This is a genomic window from Curtobacterium sp. 320, from assembly GCF_031455235.1.
GTDB lineage: Bacteria > Actinomycetota > Actinomycetes > Actinomycetales > Microbacteriaceae > Curtobacterium.
The window spans coordinates 124151-140560 of record NZ_JAVDSI010000003.1 but is presented as its reverse complement, the minus strand read 5'-3'; the positions used below and the strand labels follow the sequence as shown (position 1 = coordinate 140560).

Genomic DNA, 16410 nt, shown 5'->3' with positions numbered 1-16410 from the left:
CGTCAACCAACTCGTGCGATCCATTCGAGGTAGAAGAGTCCGACTCCCGCGGCGACGCAGAGTCCCGCGATGATCCAGAACCGGACGACGACGGTCACCTCGGCCCACCCCTTCAACTCGAAGTGGTGGTGCAGCGGACTCATCCGGAAGATGCGCTTGCCGTGCGTGATCTTGAAGTACGCCCGCTGCAGGATGACCGAGCCGGTGACGATGAAGAAGAGGCCACCGATGAGGATGAGCAGGAGCTCCGTGCGGCTGAGGATCGCCAGGCCGGCCAGCGCGCCGCCGAGCCCGAGCGACCCGGTGTCGCCGAGGAAGATCTGCGCCGGCGACGTGTTGTACCAGAGGAAGCCGATCAGGCCACCGCAGACCGCTGCCGCCACGACCGCGAGGTCCAGCGGGTTGGTCACGGTGTAGCAGGCGTGCTCGGTGTTCGCGTCGAGCCGGGCACCGCCGCAGATCTGGTTCGACTGCCAGAAGCCGATGATCACGTACGAGCCGATGGCCAGGATGCTCGAGCCGGTCGCGAGACCGTCGAGCCCGTCCGCCACGTTCACGCCGTTCGACGTCGAGACCGTCAGCAGGACGATCCACGCCAGGAACAGCACGGTGCCGATCACGGTGCCGAGCGCCATGAAGTCGAGCCACGGGATGTCCCGGATGGCCGACACCATCGTCGACGCCGGCGGCTTGCCGTTGCCGGACGGGACGACGAGCGCCACGGTCGCGAAGATGACGCCGACGATGACCTGCCCGAGGACCTTCGCCCAGCCGCCGAGCCCGAGACTGCGCTGACGACGGACCTTGAGGAAGTCGTCGATGAACCCGACGAACCCGAGGCCGACCATGAGGAACAGGACGAGCAGGCCGGACAGCGTGACCGAGTCACGGCCGACCAGGTGTCCGACGAAGTAGCCGAGCACCGCGCCGATGATGAGGACGATGCCGCCCATCGTCGCCGTGCCGCGCTTCGTGTGGTGCGACTGCGGGCCGTCGTCGCGGATGAACTGTCCCCAGCCGAGGCGGTGGAACAGCTTGATGAACAGCGGCGTGAGCAGCAGTGTGAACACCAGCGACACTGCGCCGGCGATCAGGAGGGCGATCATTCGGTGACACCTCCGAGGCGGTCGCCGAGGAATCGCAGTTCGGCGGACTTCGAGGACTTGACGAGGACGACGTCGCCGGGGCGGAGCATGTCCTGCAGTGAGTGGACGGCGTCGTCGACGTCCTCGATGAACACGGACTCGCCGTCCCACGATCCCTCGAGGGTGGCGGCCTGGTGGATGGGCATCGCGCCGCGGCCGACGACCACGAGCTGTCCGATGCCGAGACGGACGACCAGCCGACCGATGCGGTCGTGCTCCTCCGTCGAGAACTCGCCGAGCTCGGCCATCTCGCCGAGCACGGCGACGGTCCGCTCCCCCGGGCGCACGATCTGCGCCAGGGTCCGCAGCGCCGCTGCGGTCGAGTCGGGCGACGCGTTGTAGGCGTCGTTGATCACGGTGACGCCGTCGGGGCCGCCGGGGAGGAGCTCCATGCGCCAGCGCTCGGCGCGCGTCATCGACGCGAGCGCGGCTGCGCCGGCGGCGAGCGGGACGCCCCACAGGTGGGCGACCGTGAGCGCGGCGGACGCGTTCATGGCGTGGTGCTCACCCAGGATCGCGAGCTGCACGTCGACGTGATCCGTGCCTCCTGGCCGTCCGTCCGCAGACGGGTCGCCTTCCTGGCGGACGGGAGGCGCGGTGAGCGTGAAACGGGTGCCGTTGCGGTCCGTCTCGATGCCGGTGATGCGGTAGTCGGCGTCGTCGGACGTGCCGAAGCCGACGACGTGGGCGGCCGTCAGGTCGCGCATCGACGCGACACGGTCGTCGTCGACGTTGAGGAGCGCGGTCGCGCTCCCGGGCAGGTCGGTGACCATCTCGGACTTGGCGCGCTGGGTCGCCTCGATCCCGCCGAACTCGCCGGCATGCGCGAGGCCGACCTTGAGGACGACGCCGACGTCCGGCTCGGCGATCGCGACGAGCTTGGCGATGTGGCCGATGCCGCTCGCGCCCATCTCGACGACCAGGTACCGGGTGTCCTCGGTGATGCGGAGCATCGAGATCGGCGCACCGACGTGGTTGTTGAACGACCCCTGCGGCGCGACGGTCTCGCCGTGCTGCTCGAGGATCGTGCGGAGCATGTTCTTCGTGCTCGTCTTGCCGTTCGAGCCGGTGATCCCGACGACCTTGAGCGGCGCCGGGCGTCCGTCGACGTCGACGCGGTCGGCGGTCGCCATCCGGACGCGCGTGACGACCTCGTGTGCGAGCGCGGCGAGGGCGTCGTAGCCGTCCGCCACGACGATCTGCGGTGCCGTGGTCTCGACGCGCTCGGGCGTGATGACGAGCGCGGCGCCGGCCTCGGTCGCCGCGGGGACGAAGCGTCGCCCGTCGGTGACCTCGCCCGGGAGCGCGAAGAACACGCTGCCCGGCGTCACGAGGCGGGAGTCGGTCTCGACCGTGCCGTCGACGACCAGGTCGCCCTGGTCGGCGACGTCGGTCGCCTGGGCACCCGGGATCAGCTCGCCGTCGACCGCTGTCGCGATCTCGGCGAGGGTCATGGCGATCATCGGAGTTCCTCGGTGGGGCCGGAGTTCGGTTCCCAACCGGCCTCGCGGAGGGCCTGGCGGGCTTCGTCGCGGGCCGAGTACGGCGTGCGGACGCCCTGGATGTCGCGGTAGTCCTGGTGGCCGGGGCCGGCCCAGAGGATCGAGTCCCCCTCTCCGACGAGGCCCACCGCGGTGCGGATCGCGGCCTCGGGCGGGCTGACCTCGTGGAGCTCGTGCTCCGGGAACGCCTCGCGCGCGGCGTCGACGAGGGTCTTCCGGATCGATGCGGCGTCCTCGAAGCGCGGGTGGTGGTCGGTGACGACGAGGATGTCGCTCCCCGCAGCAGCCACGCGGGCCATGTCACCGCGCTTGGTCTTGTCGCGGTCGCCGTCGGCGCCGAAGAGCATGAGGACCTTGCCGGGGGTGAACTGCCGGACGGCCGCGAGGGTGTTCTCGAAGGCGTCGGCGCTGTGGCCGAAGTCGACGTAGACGCTCGGGCCGCGGTCGCCCGAGACGCGCTCGGTCCGGCCGGGCAGGTAGCACTCGATGGCGCTCGTCCGCTCGCCGCGCTGCTCGCGCTCGTCCTCGTCCGGGTAGCGGCGGTGGTTCGTCTCGAGCGCGTGCGCGATGGCGCCGAGCTCGAACCCGCCCTCGACCAGCATCACGATCGCGAGCGCGGCGTTCGCGGCCATGTGCCAGCCGATCAGCGGCACACGGGTGGTGAGCGCACGGCCCTCGGGACCGGTCAGGCGGAACTCCGTGTAGGCGGCGTGCGCCTCGACGATGTCGACGTGCCACTCGGCCTCGACGTCGGGGTGGACCGTGATGGTCGTGACCGGGATCCGGGAGTCCTGCACCACGCGGTGACCCCAGTCCGTGTCCAGCGAGACGACACCGCGACGGGCGTGTTCGGGCTGGAACAGCGGGAGCTTCGCCTGGTAGTACTCCTCCATGTCGGCGTAGTCGTCGAGGTGGTCGTGCGACAGGTTCGTGAAGGCCGCGACGTCGAAGACGATGCCGTCGACGCGGTGGCGGCTGAGGGCCTGGGCGCTCACCTCGACGGCGACCGCGCGGACCTCGCTCTCGCGCATCCGGGCGAGCAGGGCGTGCATCTCGCTCGCCTCGGGCGTGGTGAGGCGGCTCGTGACGCTGAGCGCGCCGATGTGCCGCTCGGCGGTGGAGCTGAGGCCCGTGACGAGGCCGAGCTGCTTGAGGATCCCCTCGAGGATGTAGGACGTGCTCGTCTTGCCGTTCGTGCCGGTGACGGCGAACAGCTGCGGCAGGTCGGTGGCCTCGTCCGGGTGGGTGCGGTACACCCACGCCGACACGTCGCCGAGGGCCGCACGGGGGTCGTCGACGACGAGCACCGGCAGACCGGCCGCCTGGGCGTGCTCCACGCCGGCGTCGTCGGTCAGGACCGCGACCGCGCCGCGCTCGGCGGCCTCGGCGGAGAACTCCGCGCCGTGCCGGTTCGCACCGTGCACGCCGACGAAGAGGTCACCCGGCTGCACCTCGGCGGCGCTCAGGGTGACGCCGGTCGTCTCGACGGCGTCGACCGAGCCGACGACTCGCAGACCGAACGCGTTCGCGAGTTCGGCCACGGCCCTCGGGGTCGGGTGTTCGGGTCGGAGGACCGGGGGGATCCGTGCGGACAAGTGCTCCTTCTTCCTCACCACGTGGTCGGGTAGGTCTTCGCCGGCGTCGTGGAGGGGGCTACTCGGTACTTCTCGAGCACCTGGGACATGAGAGTTCGGAACGCCGGAGCCGCTCCGCTGGACCACTTGTTGGCCTGCGGCTTCGTGAACGTCACCGTGACAACATACTGGGGGTCCTCGGCGGGTGCCATTCCGGCCACCGAGGTGATGCGCTGGCCGCCGTAGCCCTTCGACCCCTCGGCGACCTCGGCGGTACCGGTCTTCGCGGCGATGTTGTAGCCGGAGATCGGCTTCATCCCCACGAGGGTGCCGCCGGTGACCACGCTCTGCAGCATGTCCGTGACCTGCGTCGCGGCGTTCGCGGACACGACGCGCGTCGGCTGCACGTCGGGCGCGTCGATCGTCTTGCCGTCGGCTGTCTGGCACCCCTTCACGAGGTGCAGCGGGATCCGGACACCGTCGTTCGCCAGGGTCTGGAAGATGCTCGCGACCTGGATCGCGGTCGTCGAGATGCCCTGACCGAACATCGAGTTGATGTTCGTCTGCTGGTCCCAGTTCGGGCTCGTGCCGTAGTCCATCGACGGCTGGCCCGGGTAGTCGATCGCCGACTCGGGCTCGAACAGGCCGAACTTCTGCATGTAGTCGTACCGCTGCTGGGCAGTCAGGCGTTCCCCGAGCTCGGTGATCCCGACGTTCGAGGAGTTCTGCAGGATGCCCGTGAGCGTGAGGTTCTCGGTGTCGTGGAACTCGGAGTCGTGGATCGACCCGCCCCACGGGAACGAGCGCGTGTACGGCACGACGGCCTGGTCGGTCGGACTCGACTTGCCCTGGTCGATGAGGGCCGCGGCGATGGCGGCCTTGATGGTGGAGCCGGGCTCGTACGTGGCCGTGAGGGCCCGGGAGCCGAACGCGCCCTTGTCGGTCGTGCCGTCGACGTTGTTCGGGTCGACCGTCGGGTAGTCCGCGACGGCCAGGAGTTCGCCGGTCTTCACGCTCGTGACGGTCGCCGTCGCCGACTCGGCCTGCAGGGACTTCGCGGCGGACGCGATCGTCTGCTCGGCCATGTACTGCAGGTCGCCGTCGATCGTGGTCTCGACGGTCCCGCCGTCCTTGGCTTCCTTCGTGGTCACGGTGCTGCCCGGGAGCTGGACACCGTCGGACCCGCGCTCGTACGTCTCGGAGCCGTTCGACCCGGCCAGGCACTTGTCGTAGGCGTACTCGAGGCCGGCCTGGGCGCCGTCGGTGCCCATGAAGCCGGTGATGTTGCCGGCCGTCGCACCCGTCGGGTACACCCGTGACGCCTGCTGCTCCTTGTAGATCCAGGGGATGTCGAGCGCGGTCACCGCCTCGTAGTGCTTCACGTCGAGGCCCTTGACCAGGTAGGCGAAGTCGGACCGCGGGTTGGCCGCGATGTTCTTCTGCATGGTGGCGACGTCACCGCCCGACGCCTTCGCCAATGCCGTCAGTGCCTGGTCGACCGAGACGTCCTTCACCCGGGTGCCGCCGAGCTTGCCCTCGAACTTCTTGACCAGGCGTGGCGCGGTCGTGATGTTGTACCGGGTGACGCTGTCGGCGAGCTCGGTCCCGTTGCGGTCGACGATCGACCCGCGGGTGCCGTAGATCGTGACGGGGATGCTCCGCTTCTCCTTCGACAGCTCGTTGAGCGCGGCGGCCTGGACCACCTGGATGTCGACGAGGCGGATCACGAAGACCGCCACGAGGGCGATCACGGCGATCATCACGACGCTGTAGCGGAGTCGTCGGCTGCGGATCGTCTTCGTCACGCGGTGCGGTCCTTCCCGGGGTGGAGCGGTCGTGCGGCAGGAGCCCCCGGCCCGCAGGTCACCGGGTGGACGGGGCCTGGAGCTGGTTCGGGTCGGACTCTACGTCGGCCGTCGAGGAAGCCCCGGCCGACGCGCTGGCGCCTGCGGTCTTCCCAGCGTCCGCCGCGGCGGCGTCGCTGCCCGCCGTGGGCCCGGTCTCCTTGCTGGTGGAGGTGTCGCCCTGCTTCGCGGCGAGCGGCACCTCGTCCAGCAGCGAGTTCGGGACCTGGTTCGAGGTCGCCGCCGTGGCTTGGTCCGCGACCGCCGGGGTCGGCGTGCCGTACACGCGGCCGGTCTTCGGGTCGAGGTACACCGGCGTCGAGTTCGCGATCATGCCGAGTGCCTGCGCGTTGCGGGCCAGGTTCTGCGGCGAGTCGAGGACCCGTAGCTCCTCGGACAGCGACTGCTGCGTGCGGGAGAGGTTCGTCTGCTCCGCGCTGAGGGAGTTCAGGGTGTACGCGCCCTGGCTGAGCACCATGCTGATGCCGAGCTGCGCGAGGAGCAGGATGCCGAGGGCGGCCACCGCCACCACGGCGTACGCGATGCGCGGGCGGGCACGGCGCTGGGCCTTCGTCGGGGTGACCTCGACGAGCTCCGGCCGGTTCTGCCGCGTCGGACGCGGGGCGCGGGACGGGACGACGGCGGGGTCGACGAGTGCGAGGTTCGTGCTCATGTCACTTCCGGATCCGCTCGGCCGCGCGCAGGCGCACGGGGGTTGCTCGTGGGTTGGCGGCGCGTTCGGCCTCGTCGGCCAGCTCGGCGCCCTTGACGACCAGTTCGTACGTCGGCCGGTGCTCGGGCAGTTCGACCGGCAGGCCAGCGGGTGCGCTCGACTTCGTCCGTGCGGTCAGCGCCCGCTTGACGATGCGGTCCTCGAGCGACTGGTACGACTCGACGACGATGCGGCCACCGACCGCGATGGCGTCGAGCGCTGCCGGGATCGCCCGTTCGAGGACACTCAGTTCGGCGTTCACCTCGATGCGCAGCGCCTGGAACACGCGCTTCGCGGGGTGTCCCTGGCGCTGGATCGCCACGGGCGTCGCGTCGTGCAGGACCTGGACGAGGTCGCCGGACATCTCGAACGGGGCGGTCGCCCGTCGCTCGACGATCGCCCGGGCGTAGCGTCCTGCGAGCTTCTCCTCGCCGTAGCGCTGGAAGATCCGGCGCAGCTCGCCCTCGTCGTAGGTGGCGAGGACGTCGGCGGCGGTCTGTCCCTCGGTCCGGTCCATCCGCATGTCGAGCGGTGCGTCCTGGCTGTACGCGAAGCCACGCTCGGCACGGTCGAGCTGCAGGGAGCTGACGCCGAGGTCGAACAGGACGCCGTCGACCTCGTCGAAGCCCTCGCCCTCGATCGCGTCGACGATGCCGTCGTAGACCGTGTGCACCAGGCGGACGCGGTCACCGAAGCGGGCGAGCCGCTCCCCCGCGATGCCGAGCGCGTCGGTGTCGCGGTCGAGGCCGATGAGTGTCAGCTCCGGGAAGCGCTCGAGCAGCCCCTCGGAGTGACCGCCCATGCCGAGCGTCGCGTCGACCACGACCTTGCCCGGCCCCTCGAGGGTGGGCGTGAAGAGGTCGACGATGCGCTCGAGCATCACCGGGGTGTGGGGGAAGCGCTGTGCGCCCGTCTCGTTCTCGGCCATGTGCAGCCCCTCGTCCTCCGGGCCGCGGGTCCGGATCCCCATCCATGCGACCTGACACCGGGGAAGGGGTGTCAGGGATGCACGGCTGGGAGTCCCGATCCACGGATCAGAAGATCCCCGGGATCACCTCCTCGTCGTTGTCGGCGAAGCCCTCTTCGACTTCTGCGTAGTAGGCCTCCCACGCGGGGGTCGACCAGATCTCGGCACGGTCACCGGAGCCGATGACCGTCAGGTCCCGCTCGAGCCCCGCGTACTCGCGGAGGTTCTGCGGGATGGTGACGCGGTTCTGCTTGTCGGGCTGTTCCGCGCTCGCTCCGGAGAGGAACAGACGCATGTAGTCCCGGGTGCGCTTCGAGGTCATCGGTGCGGTGCGGATGCGCTCGTGCAGTTGCTCGAACGTGTCCGCGCTGAAGACGACGACGCAGCGCTCCTGCCCGCGGGTCATCACGAGGCCCCCGGACAGTTCGTCCCGGAACTTGGCGGGGAGGATCACGCGACCCTTCTCGTCGAGCTTCGGGGCATGGGTACCGAGCAGCACGTCGGGCCTCCCCTCCGCTCCACCGGACCGTTGTGTCCCCCACTTTACTCCACTCCCCTCCCCAGGGTGCGGAAATCATTCCCGAAATCGCCGTCGTGCCCTGTTTTGGGGTCGATGGAGGCTCAGTTCCGGCGCGCTCGAGCGCGGAGAAGCCCGAATCCTCGGGGATCGGAGACCCGGTGGAGGGATGTGGAGCGCGTGGAGGGAAGTGGAGGACTTCCACAGCTCGAGCGCGCGCTCCCGCGGCGCGGCGGCGGCTCGCGCCGCTCGTGCCGCTCGTGCCACTCGCCGAGCGGGCGGAATCGTTCGCTCAGCGGCGCCGAGCGGGCCGTATCGCGCCCGCTCGGCGACCGGCCGGCGGCGTGTTGCGCCCGTTCAGCGGGCACCTGCGGGACGGGAGGCGCGGTGTGGCGCCGACCCGCGCCTCCCGTCCGATGGCACGCACCGCCCACCCCCGCGGTCACGACCCGCCGCGCGCGGACCGCCGAGCGAGCGCGATCGGCCGCCGCGCGGCCTCGAACGGGACCAATTTCGCCCGGTCGCCGAGCGGGCACGATCCGCCGCCGCGCGGCCTCGAACGGGTCGTGTTTCGCCCGCTCGGCACCTCCGGACGGCCGTGCCGGATCCCGAGCACCGGGCGGGGTTCCACGACTCGCCGAACGTTCGACGCCGAGGTCCCGGGAACTGCCGCTCCGGGCGGCCGAGATGCCACGATCGTGGAACCTCGCCAGCCGCGACCGCCCCGGCGCCCGCCCACCCAAGCCGACGCCCGGCCCACCCCCCGGACGCACGGAACGGGGCCGGCCCCGAAGGACCGACCCCGTGGAGGAGTGTGGAGGGCCGCTAGCCCTGGTTGTCGTTCCGCTTGTCCCAGCGGTCGTTCATCCGGTCCATGAAGGACCCGCCGCCGCCCTGACTCGGCCGCGAGGCTCCGCCCGTCGACGGCTTGCCGGCCCGAGGCGCCTTCGCCTTGGGGGCTCGCATACCGGGACGCAGCGCGAAGAGGACTCCGGCCAGCATCACGACGAAGCCGAGGATCCCGATGAGCGGCTGACGCATGACCAACCCGACGATGACGATGGCGACGCCGGCGAGTGCTCCGAGCACCCCGAGCGTGATCGACGTGTACGTCGGACGACCCTGGCGACGCGTGACACGCGCGACGAAGTCGGAGTCATTCTGGTAGAGGCTGCGCTCCATCTCTTCGAGGAGGCGCTGCTCTTGCTCCGAGAGTGGCATCTTTGTTCCCTCTGTTCCTGGGATCGACGCGTGGTTGAGGTGGACCGAGTCTACGACTCGACCGCTCCACTAGGGTAGGGAGTGTGGCTGAGAGTACGCGATTAGTGGACCTCGTGTCGGCGCGGATCGATCGGGCGCTGGACGACCAACGGGAACGGCTCGCCGCGATCAGTCCGGACCTCGCTCCGTTCGACCAGTACGCGCGGGATCTGCTCTCCGGCGGCAAGCGGTTCCGGGCCCTGTTCTGCTACTGGGGCTGGCAGTCCGTCGCGGGTCGGTCGGGCTCGTTCGACCCGCTCGGCGAAGGGTCCCGGCAGACCACGGCCGAGGCGATCGTCACGGTCGCGGCCGCGCTCGAGATCTTCCACGCCGCGGCGCTCGTCCACGACGACATCATGGACCGCTCGGACACCCGCCGCGGGCGTCCGGCAGCGCACCGCCGGTTCGAGTCCCTCCACGAGGAGTCGGGCTGGGTCGGCGACCGGGCGCTGTACGGCACGAACTCGGCCCTGCTGCTCGGCGACCTCCTGCTCTCCCTGAGCGATGCGGTCTTCGACGAGGGGCTCGCCCTGCTCGACCCCGCGCGGGGCCGCATCGTCCGCCAGGAGTTCCACACCATGCGCCTCGACGTCACGGCGGGGCAGTACCTCGACGTGCACGAGGAGACCGCCTGGCCGACCATCGACGAGGACGAGCACCTCGTCCGGGCCCAGCGCGTCATCGTCTTCAAGTCCGCGAAGTACTCGATCGAGGCGCCGCTCGTGATCGGTGCCCTCGTGGCCGGGGCGTCGGACGCGCAGCTCGAGGGGCTCCGGGCGTTCGGCCTCCCCCTCGGCGTGGCGTACCAGCTCCGCGACGACATGCTCGGCGTCTTCGGCGACCCCGAGGTCACCGGCAAGCCCGCCGGCGACGACCTGCGCGAGGGCAAGCGCACCGTCCTCATCGCCTCGGCCCGCAAGGCGTTGCCGAGTGGTCCCCGGCAGCTGCTCGACGAGCTCCTGGGCGACCCGGACCTCGACGAGGCGCAGGTCCAGATGCTCCGCGCGACGCTCACCGAGTCCGGCGCGGTCGCTGCCGTCGAGCGGTCGATCGAGCGGCACGTGCAGCGTGCGAAGGCCGCCATCGACGCGGCTCCGCTGACCCCGTCGGCGCGCGAGCAGCTCGTCGCTCTGGCCGACACGGTCAGCCGCCGCTCCGCGTAGACGCCCCCACCTGCATGCCAGGAGGCACAGTGCGGGCTGGCACCGCGCCTCCTGGACCCGACGTGGGAACCGCTAGAGCAGCGACTGGGCGATGCGACGCACCTCGGCCTTGCGGCCGGCGCGCAGCGCGGCGATCGGCGAGGTGCCCATCGCGTCGTCGACGGAGAGCATCCAGCGGACGGCCTCGTCGTCGGTGAAGCCGTTGTCGGACAGGACGATGAGCGTCCCGCGGAGTTCCGGCAGGGGCTCGGTGTCGTCGAGGAACTCGCTCGGCACACGCAGGACGCCGTCGATGCGCGCGGCCAGCAGCGTCTTCTGCTCGAAGAGCCGGTGGACGCGTCCGGGGCTCACCCCGAGCAGGTCCACCAGGTCGGGGACGGTCAGCCATCGCTCGGAAAGGGTCGTGTCGTCGATGGGTGCAGCACTCACAGGCCCCATGTTGCCAGAGTGGGACGGGGCGTCACACCGACTCGTTCGTCACATTCGTCACACACGCAACATCCGACTCTCTGGTTGACTTGGGAATCACGCCATGCCAGCGTGGGAACACCTGTGAGTGCGCACGCACGTGCAACGGCTCACCGCTCGAACAGGAGACACCGTGGACAACGCTGCAGACGAAGACGCCCGGCGCGCACGATCCGCCCGGTTCGCGACCATGCCCATCGTCCTCGCGGGGACGATCGCGGTGACCGCCGGACTCACCGGCCCGGTCGCCCACGCCGAACCGCGCCACGACGACGACAACCGCAACAAGCGGCACGTCGACGAGGACCGCACGGTGACCGATCGACCGGTCTTCGAGACCGCGGTCGCCCGTCCGTCGCAGACCACCGTGACCACGGTCGCCGCCGTCTCGACGAAGGCGCCCACCACGGCTGTGCCCACGAACTACACCGTCCGTCAGGGCGACACCGTGTCGGGCATCGCCGCCCGCTACGGCCTGTCCGCGCAGGAGGTCCTCGTGCGCAACGGCCTCGGCTGGAACACGATCATCCACCCCGGGCAGACGCTGCACCTCTCCTCGACGCCGGCGGTCAGCACGGCGTCGGCGACGACCTCGGCCACGGGCAGCTACCACGTCAAGCAGGGCGACACGGTGTCCGGCATCGCCTCGCGCGTCGGCGTGTCGACCACGGCACTCCTCAGTGCGAACAAGCTCTCCCAGCGCTCGGTGATCTACCCCGGGCAGACGCTGCGGGTGCCGACCGCGGGTGCGACGGCAGCGCCGGTGGCCGCGGTCGCGTCCGCTCCGGCATCCGCGTCCGGCAGTGCGTCGTCGGCCCGGGCCGGCAGCGTGAAGATCGGGACGGGTGACACCATCGCCTCGATCGCGGCCTCGCACGGCGTGACGGTCTCGGCGCTCCTCTCGGCGAACGGGCTCACCTACACGAGCACGATCTACGCCGGCAAGACGCTCGTCCTGCCGTCGTCGGGCCCCTCGCTCTCCGCCGAGCAGCGGGGCAACGCGGCGACGATCGTGGCGGTCGGCCGCTCCCTCGGGGTGTCCGACCACGGGATCGTCATCGCCCTCGCCGCGGCGATGCAGGAGTCGAGCCTGCGCAACCTCTCCCACGGGGACCGCGACTCGGTCGGGCTGTTCCAGCAGCGGCCGAGCCAGGGCTGGGGGTCCGCCGCGGCCCTGCAGGACCCGGCGACGGCGACGAAGCGGTTCTTCACGGGCAACCCCGGGCACACCCGCGGGCTGCTCGACATCGCCGGCTGGTCGTCGATGAACGTCACGACCGCGGCGCAGGCCGTGCAGGTGTCGGCGTACCCGAAGGCGTACGCGCAGTGGGAGAAGACCGCGCAGAGCCTGCTGGCGTCGCTCTGAGCCTGGCCGCCGGGCCGTCGCGCGCGCTCGCACGCCCGTCCGTCGGGCCGTCACGCGCGCTCGCGCGCCTGGCCGCTCGGCGGAACCGAGTCATCCGCAAGATCGAGATTCGGTCACGACCGGAGCGTCAGTGCGGGTCCGTGCAGTCCCGATTCGTAGAATGCCGCCGATGACCACCAACGCCGCCACGGATCCGATGATCGGTCGCATGATCGATCACCGGTACCGCGTACGCTCCCGCATCGCGCGCGGGGGCATGGCGACCGTGTACCTGGCAACCGACGTGCGGCTCGAGCGGCGCGTCGCGATCAAGATCATGCACGGCCACCTGGCGGACGACCAGGCCTTCCGGGAGCGCTTCATCCAAGAGGCCCGGTCAGCCGCCCGGCTCTCCCACCCGAACCTCGTCGGCGTGTACGACCAGGGCGCCGAGGACGACACGGCGTACATCGTCATGGAGTACATCCCGGGCATCACGCTCCGCGACCTCCTGCAGGAACACCACGCGCTGACGCCGGAGCAGGCGACCGACATCCTCCGGGCCGTCCTCGCCGGGCTCGCCTCGGCCCACCGCGCCGGCATCGTGCACCGCGACCTCAAGCCGGAGAACGTCCTCCTCGCCGACGACGGCCGCATCAAGCTCGGCGACTTCGGTCTCGCCCGTGCGACCACGGCGAACACCGCGACCGGGGCGGCCCTGCTCGGGACGATCGCGTACCTCTCCCCCGAGCTCGTCACGCGCGGCGCCGCCGACTCCCGCAGCGACATCTACGCGCTCGGCATCATGCTCTACGAGATGCTCACCGGCGAGCAGCCCTACAAGGGCGAGCAGCCGATGCAGATCGCCTACCAGCACGCCAACGATTCCGTCCCCGCGCCGAGCGCCGCCGTCGCCGGGGTCCCGCCGGAGCTCGACGACCTCGTCGCCTGGTCCACCGCCCGCAACCCGGACGACCGGCCGCGCGACGCCCGCGAGATGCTCGACCACATGTCGGGCGACCAGCAGCGCGCCACCGGTCAGTACCGCACCGCCGTGCTGCGCCCCGAGAACGCGACCGCGATCATCCCCGCCGGGTCCGCGACGCCGACCTCGGCGGACTCGGGCGACGCGACCACCATCCTCGAACCGGCCCAGCGTTCATCGGCCCAGCAAGCCGGCGGCCGCGGTGGTCGGAACGCTCCGGGTCCCCGCCGGACCGGGTCGCAGCCAGGAGCCCTCTCCCCCGCCGGACAGCGGCTCGCCGACAAGTCGACCAAGCGTCGCAAGCGCGGGTGGATCGTCCTCGTCGTCGTCCTCGTGCTCATGGCGATCGGAGGCTCGATCGGCTGGGCGCTCGGACCCGGACCGTGGGGCAACGTCCGCATCCCCGAGGTCACGGGCAAGTCCGTCTCGCAGGCACGACAGCTGCTCGAGGCGCAGGGCCTCCACACGGCGTCGTCGACCGCGACCCGCTTCGACGCCGTCGTCGCGAAGGGCCAGGTGTCCACGACCAAGCCCGCCGCCGAGCGCGAGGTCCGCAAGGGCACCTCGGTGCAGATCGTCGTGTCGAACGGCCCGAAGATGATCACCCTGCCGGCCATCGTGGGGCAGCCGCTCTCCACCGTCACCGCGGCGCTCGACGACGACTTCCAGCTGCAGGACGACCAGTACCAGTTCTCCGCCGACGCCCCGAAGGACACCGTCATCGCCGCGACGGGCCTCGGCACCGACGGCCAGACGATCGACCTCTCGACGGTCGAGACCTACGGCGAACGCGGCCCGGTGACCCTCACGGTCTCCCTCGGCGCGGTCCCGGACGTGGTCGGCAAGTCCGTGAGCGACGCCACGGCGACGCTCGACACGGTGGGGCTCACCCTCGGCTCGCAGGACGGCCAGTTCAGCGACGACGTGCCCGAGGGGCAGATCATGTCTGCGAAGGCCCAGGACGACCCCGTCGTGCGGGGCTCCGCGATCGACGTCGTCGTGTCCAAGGGTCCGGCACCCATCACGCTGCCGGACGTGCACGGGAAGACGATCAACGACGCCACCTCGACGCTCGACGCGCTCGGGCTCAAGGTCTCGGTGCCGGACTGCACGAACATCCTGTGCGGCTTCTACGACTGGAAGGCCTCGCTCCCCGTCGAGTCCACGGACCCGGCGGCGGGCACGACGGTGCACCGCGGCGACACGATCACGCTCGCCTACAAGCAGTAGGCGCACCGCGCGTCGGCGAGTCTCGACCCCGCGGACAGTTCCGCGCCCTCCTGCGGCCCGCACTGCCCGCCGGGCCGAGTCTCGGGCCAGGCCGCAAGCGCGTGACGGACGGGAGGCGCGGTGCGGGCTGGCACCGCGCCTCCCGTCCGTCGGTTGTGGCGACCACGGCGCGAAAGCGACAGACGCGCGCGACGCGATGCGGCCCGTGCCGCCGAGGCGACAGGGTCCCGCGGACACTCCGCAGGACCCTGTCGCTCTCGCGAATCGCTGGCGCGCTACGCGCTACGCGCTACGCGCGCACGTGCGGGTGGGCGCCGAGCTCCTCGGCGACCAGGAACGCGAGCTCGAGCGACTGCATGTGGTTCAGCCGCGGGTCGCACAGGGACTCGTAGCGGGTCGCGAGGGTGGCCTCGTCGATCTGCTCCGAGCCGCCCAGGCACTCCGTGACGTCGTCACCGGTGAGCTCGACGTGCATGCCGCCCGGGTACGTGCCGACCTCGCGGTGGGCCTCGAAGAAGCCGAGGACCTCGTCCACGACGTCGTCGAACCGGCGGGTCTTGTACCCGGTCGGCGTCGTCAGGCCGTTGCCGTGCATCGGGTCCGTCACCCACAGCGGGTTGGCGTCCATGCCCTTGATCGCCTCGAGCAGCTTCGGCAGCTCGTCGCGGATCTTGCCGGCGCCCATGCGGGTGATGAACGTCAGGCGCCCCGGCTCGCGGTTCGGGTCGAGCTTGTCGACCAGGGCCTTCATGTCGTCGACCGAGGTCGTCGGGCCGAGCTTGACCCCGATCGGGTTCCGCACGCGGGACAGGAAGTCCACGTGGGCGCCGTCGAGGTCGCGGGTGCGCTCACCGATCCAGATGAAGTGTCCGGAGGTGTCGTAGGCGAGCCCGGACCGCGAGTCGATCCGGGTCATCGGGCGCTCGTAGTCCATGAGCAGCCCCTCGTGCGAGGCGTAGAACTCGACGTGCTTCAGCTCGTCGAAGTCCGCACCGCAGGCGTCCATGAAGCGGATCGCGCGGTCGATCTCCTTCGCGAGGTGCTCGTACCGGGCGTTCGCCGGGTTCGACGCGAAGCCCTTGTTCCACGAGTGCACCTGGCGCAGGTCGGCGAAGCCGCCCTGCGTGAAGGCACGGACGAGGTTCAGGGTCGACGCAGCCGTGTGGTAGCCCTGCACGAGGCGACGGGGGTCGGCCTGGCGGCTCTCCGGGGTGAAGTCGTAGCCGTTCACGATGTCGCCGCGGTAGGCGGGCAGCGTGACGTCGCCGCGGGTCTCGAAGTCGCTCGAGCGCGGCTTGGCGAACTGCCCGGCCATGCGGCCCATCTTGATGACGGGCATCGACGCACCGTAGGTGAGCACGACGGCCATCTGGAGGATGGTCTTCACACGGTCGCGGATCGAGTCCGCCGTGGCACCGGCGAACGTCTCGGCGCAGTCGCCGCCCTGCAGCAGGAACGCCTTGCCCTGGGCCGCCGACGCGAGCCGTTCACGCAGCTTGTCGACCTCGCCCGCGAAGACGAGCGGGGGCAGCGTGGCGATCTCGGCCGAGGCGGCCTCGGCCGCGCTGGCGTCCGGCCACGTGGGCTGCTGCTTGATCGGGAGCGTCCGCCAATAGTCGAGGCCCTCGATCACGTCCGGATCCTGCAGGGCGACGAAGTCGGTCGACTCGAACAAGGGTGGTACCTCTCGAAGGGATG

General features: G+C 70.8%; 13 protein-coding genes. 3 read left to right on the top strand and 10 right to left on the bottom strand.

The window, feature by feature from the left end:
* Nucleotides 1–2: 2 nt before the first annotated feature.
* The 8 genes from mraY to J2X60_RS06085 all read right to left on the bottom strand — a co-directional run bounded on the left by mraY (nt 3) and on the right by J2X60_RS06085 (nt 9482).
* A complete protein-coding gene (gene mraY / locus J2X60_RS06120; RefSeq protein ID WP_070418650.1) occupies nt 3–1106 on the bottom strand; it encodes a phospho-N-acetylmuramoyl-pentapeptide-transferase in 1104 nt (367 codons plus the stop codon).
* Nucleotides 1103–2608 carry a UDP-N-acetylmuramoyl-tripeptide--D-alanyl-D-alanine ligase gene (gene murF / locus J2X60_RS06115; RefSeq protein WP_309886820.1) on the bottom strand — a complete coding sequence of 502 codons (1506 nt, stop codon included), beginning with the start codon at nt 2606–2608 and terminating at the stop codon, nt 1103–1105. The genes mraY and murF overlap by 4 nt, the downstream gene beginning before the upstream one ends.
* Nucleotides 2605–4242: a Mur ligase family protein gene (locus J2X60_RS06110; RefSeq protein ID WP_071294968.1), complete on the bottom strand. Its 1638-nt coding sequence runs from the start codon at nt 4240–4242 to the stop codon at nt 2605–2607. The genes murF and J2X60_RS06110 overlap by 4 nt, the downstream gene beginning before the upstream one ends.
* Before the next feature lie 14 nt (nt 4243–4256).
* Nucleotides 4257–6026 (bottom strand): penicillin-binding protein 2, encoded by a 1770-nt coding sequence (locus tag J2X60_RS06105; protein ID WP_309886819.1) that lies wholly within the window; start codon nt 6024–6026, stop codon nt 4257–4259.
* Nucleotides 6027–6084: 58 nt separating this feature from the next.
* On the bottom strand, nt 6085–6738 hold the full coding sequence (locus tag J2X60_RS06100; RefSeq protein WP_309886818.1) for a hypothetical protein: 654 nt from the start codon (nt 6736–6738) through the stop codon (nt 6085–6087).
* A gap of 1 nt (nt 6739) precedes the next feature.
* Nucleotides 6740–7705, bottom strand: coding sequence for a 16S rRNA (cytosine(1402)-N(4))-methyltransferase RsmH (rsmH, locus tag J2X60_RS06095; RefSeq protein WP_175473627.1), 966 nt, complete (start codon nt 7703–7705; stop codon nt 6740–6742).
* 106 nt (nt 7706–7811) lie between these two features.
* The gene (gene mraZ, locus J2X60_RS06090) at nt 7812–8243 is read right to left on the bottom strand and encodes a division/cell wall cluster transcriptional repressor MraZ (RefSeq protein ID WP_022906684.1); all 432 of its coding nucleotides are present in this window, start codon (nt 8241–8243) and stop codon (nt 7812–7814) included.
* An 843-nt stretch (nt 8244–9086) separates the two neighbouring features.
* Nucleotides 9087–9482 (bottom strand): DUF3040 domain-containing protein, encoded by a 396-nt coding sequence (locus J2X60_RS06085; RefSeq protein WP_070418646.1) that lies wholly within the window; start codon nt 9480–9482, stop codon nt 9087–9089.
* 83 nt (nt 9483–9565) lie between these two features.
* On the opposite strand from J2X60_RS06085, the gene J2X60_RS06080 reads away from it, so the two are divergent.
* Entirely contained in the window at nt 9566–10684 is a 1119-nt protein-coding gene (locus J2X60_RS06080; RefSeq protein ID WP_309886817.1) for a polyprenyl synthetase family protein, read from the top strand.
* A 72-nt stretch (nt 10685–10756) separates the two neighbouring features.
* Here the strand turns inward: J2X60_RS06080 and J2X60_RS06075 are convergent, their stop codons facing one another.
* Nucleotides 10757–11122, bottom strand: a complete 366-nt coding sequence (locus tag J2X60_RS06075; RefSeq protein WP_229087087.1) for an Rv2175c family DNA-binding protein — start codon at nt 11120–11122, stop codon at nt 10757–10759.
* Nucleotides 11123–11285: 163 nt separating this feature from the next.
* Between J2X60_RS06075 and J2X60_RS06070 the strand changes: the two genes are divergently transcribed.
* Nucleotides 11286–12518 (top strand): LysM peptidoglycan-binding domain-containing protein, encoded by a 1233-nt coding sequence (locus J2X60_RS06070; protein ID WP_309886816.1) that lies wholly within the window; start codon nt 11286–11288, stop codon nt 12516–12518.
* Between the two features lie 169 nt (nt 12519–12687).
* Nucleotides 12688–14712: a Stk1 family PASTA domain-containing Ser/Thr kinase gene (gene pknB / locus J2X60_RS06065; protein ID WP_309886815.1), complete on the top strand. Its 2025-nt coding sequence runs from the start codon at nt 12688–12690 to the stop codon at nt 14710–14712.
* 289 nt (nt 14713–15001) lie between these two features.
* Here the strand turns inward: pknB and J2X60_RS06060 are convergent, their stop codons facing one another.
* Nucleotides 15002–16345, bottom strand: coding sequence for a class II 3-deoxy-7-phosphoheptulonate synthase (locus J2X60_RS06060; protein WP_092387865.1), 1344 nt, complete (start codon nt 16343–16345; stop codon nt 15002–15004).
* Nucleotides 16346–16410 lie beyond the last annotated feature (65 nt).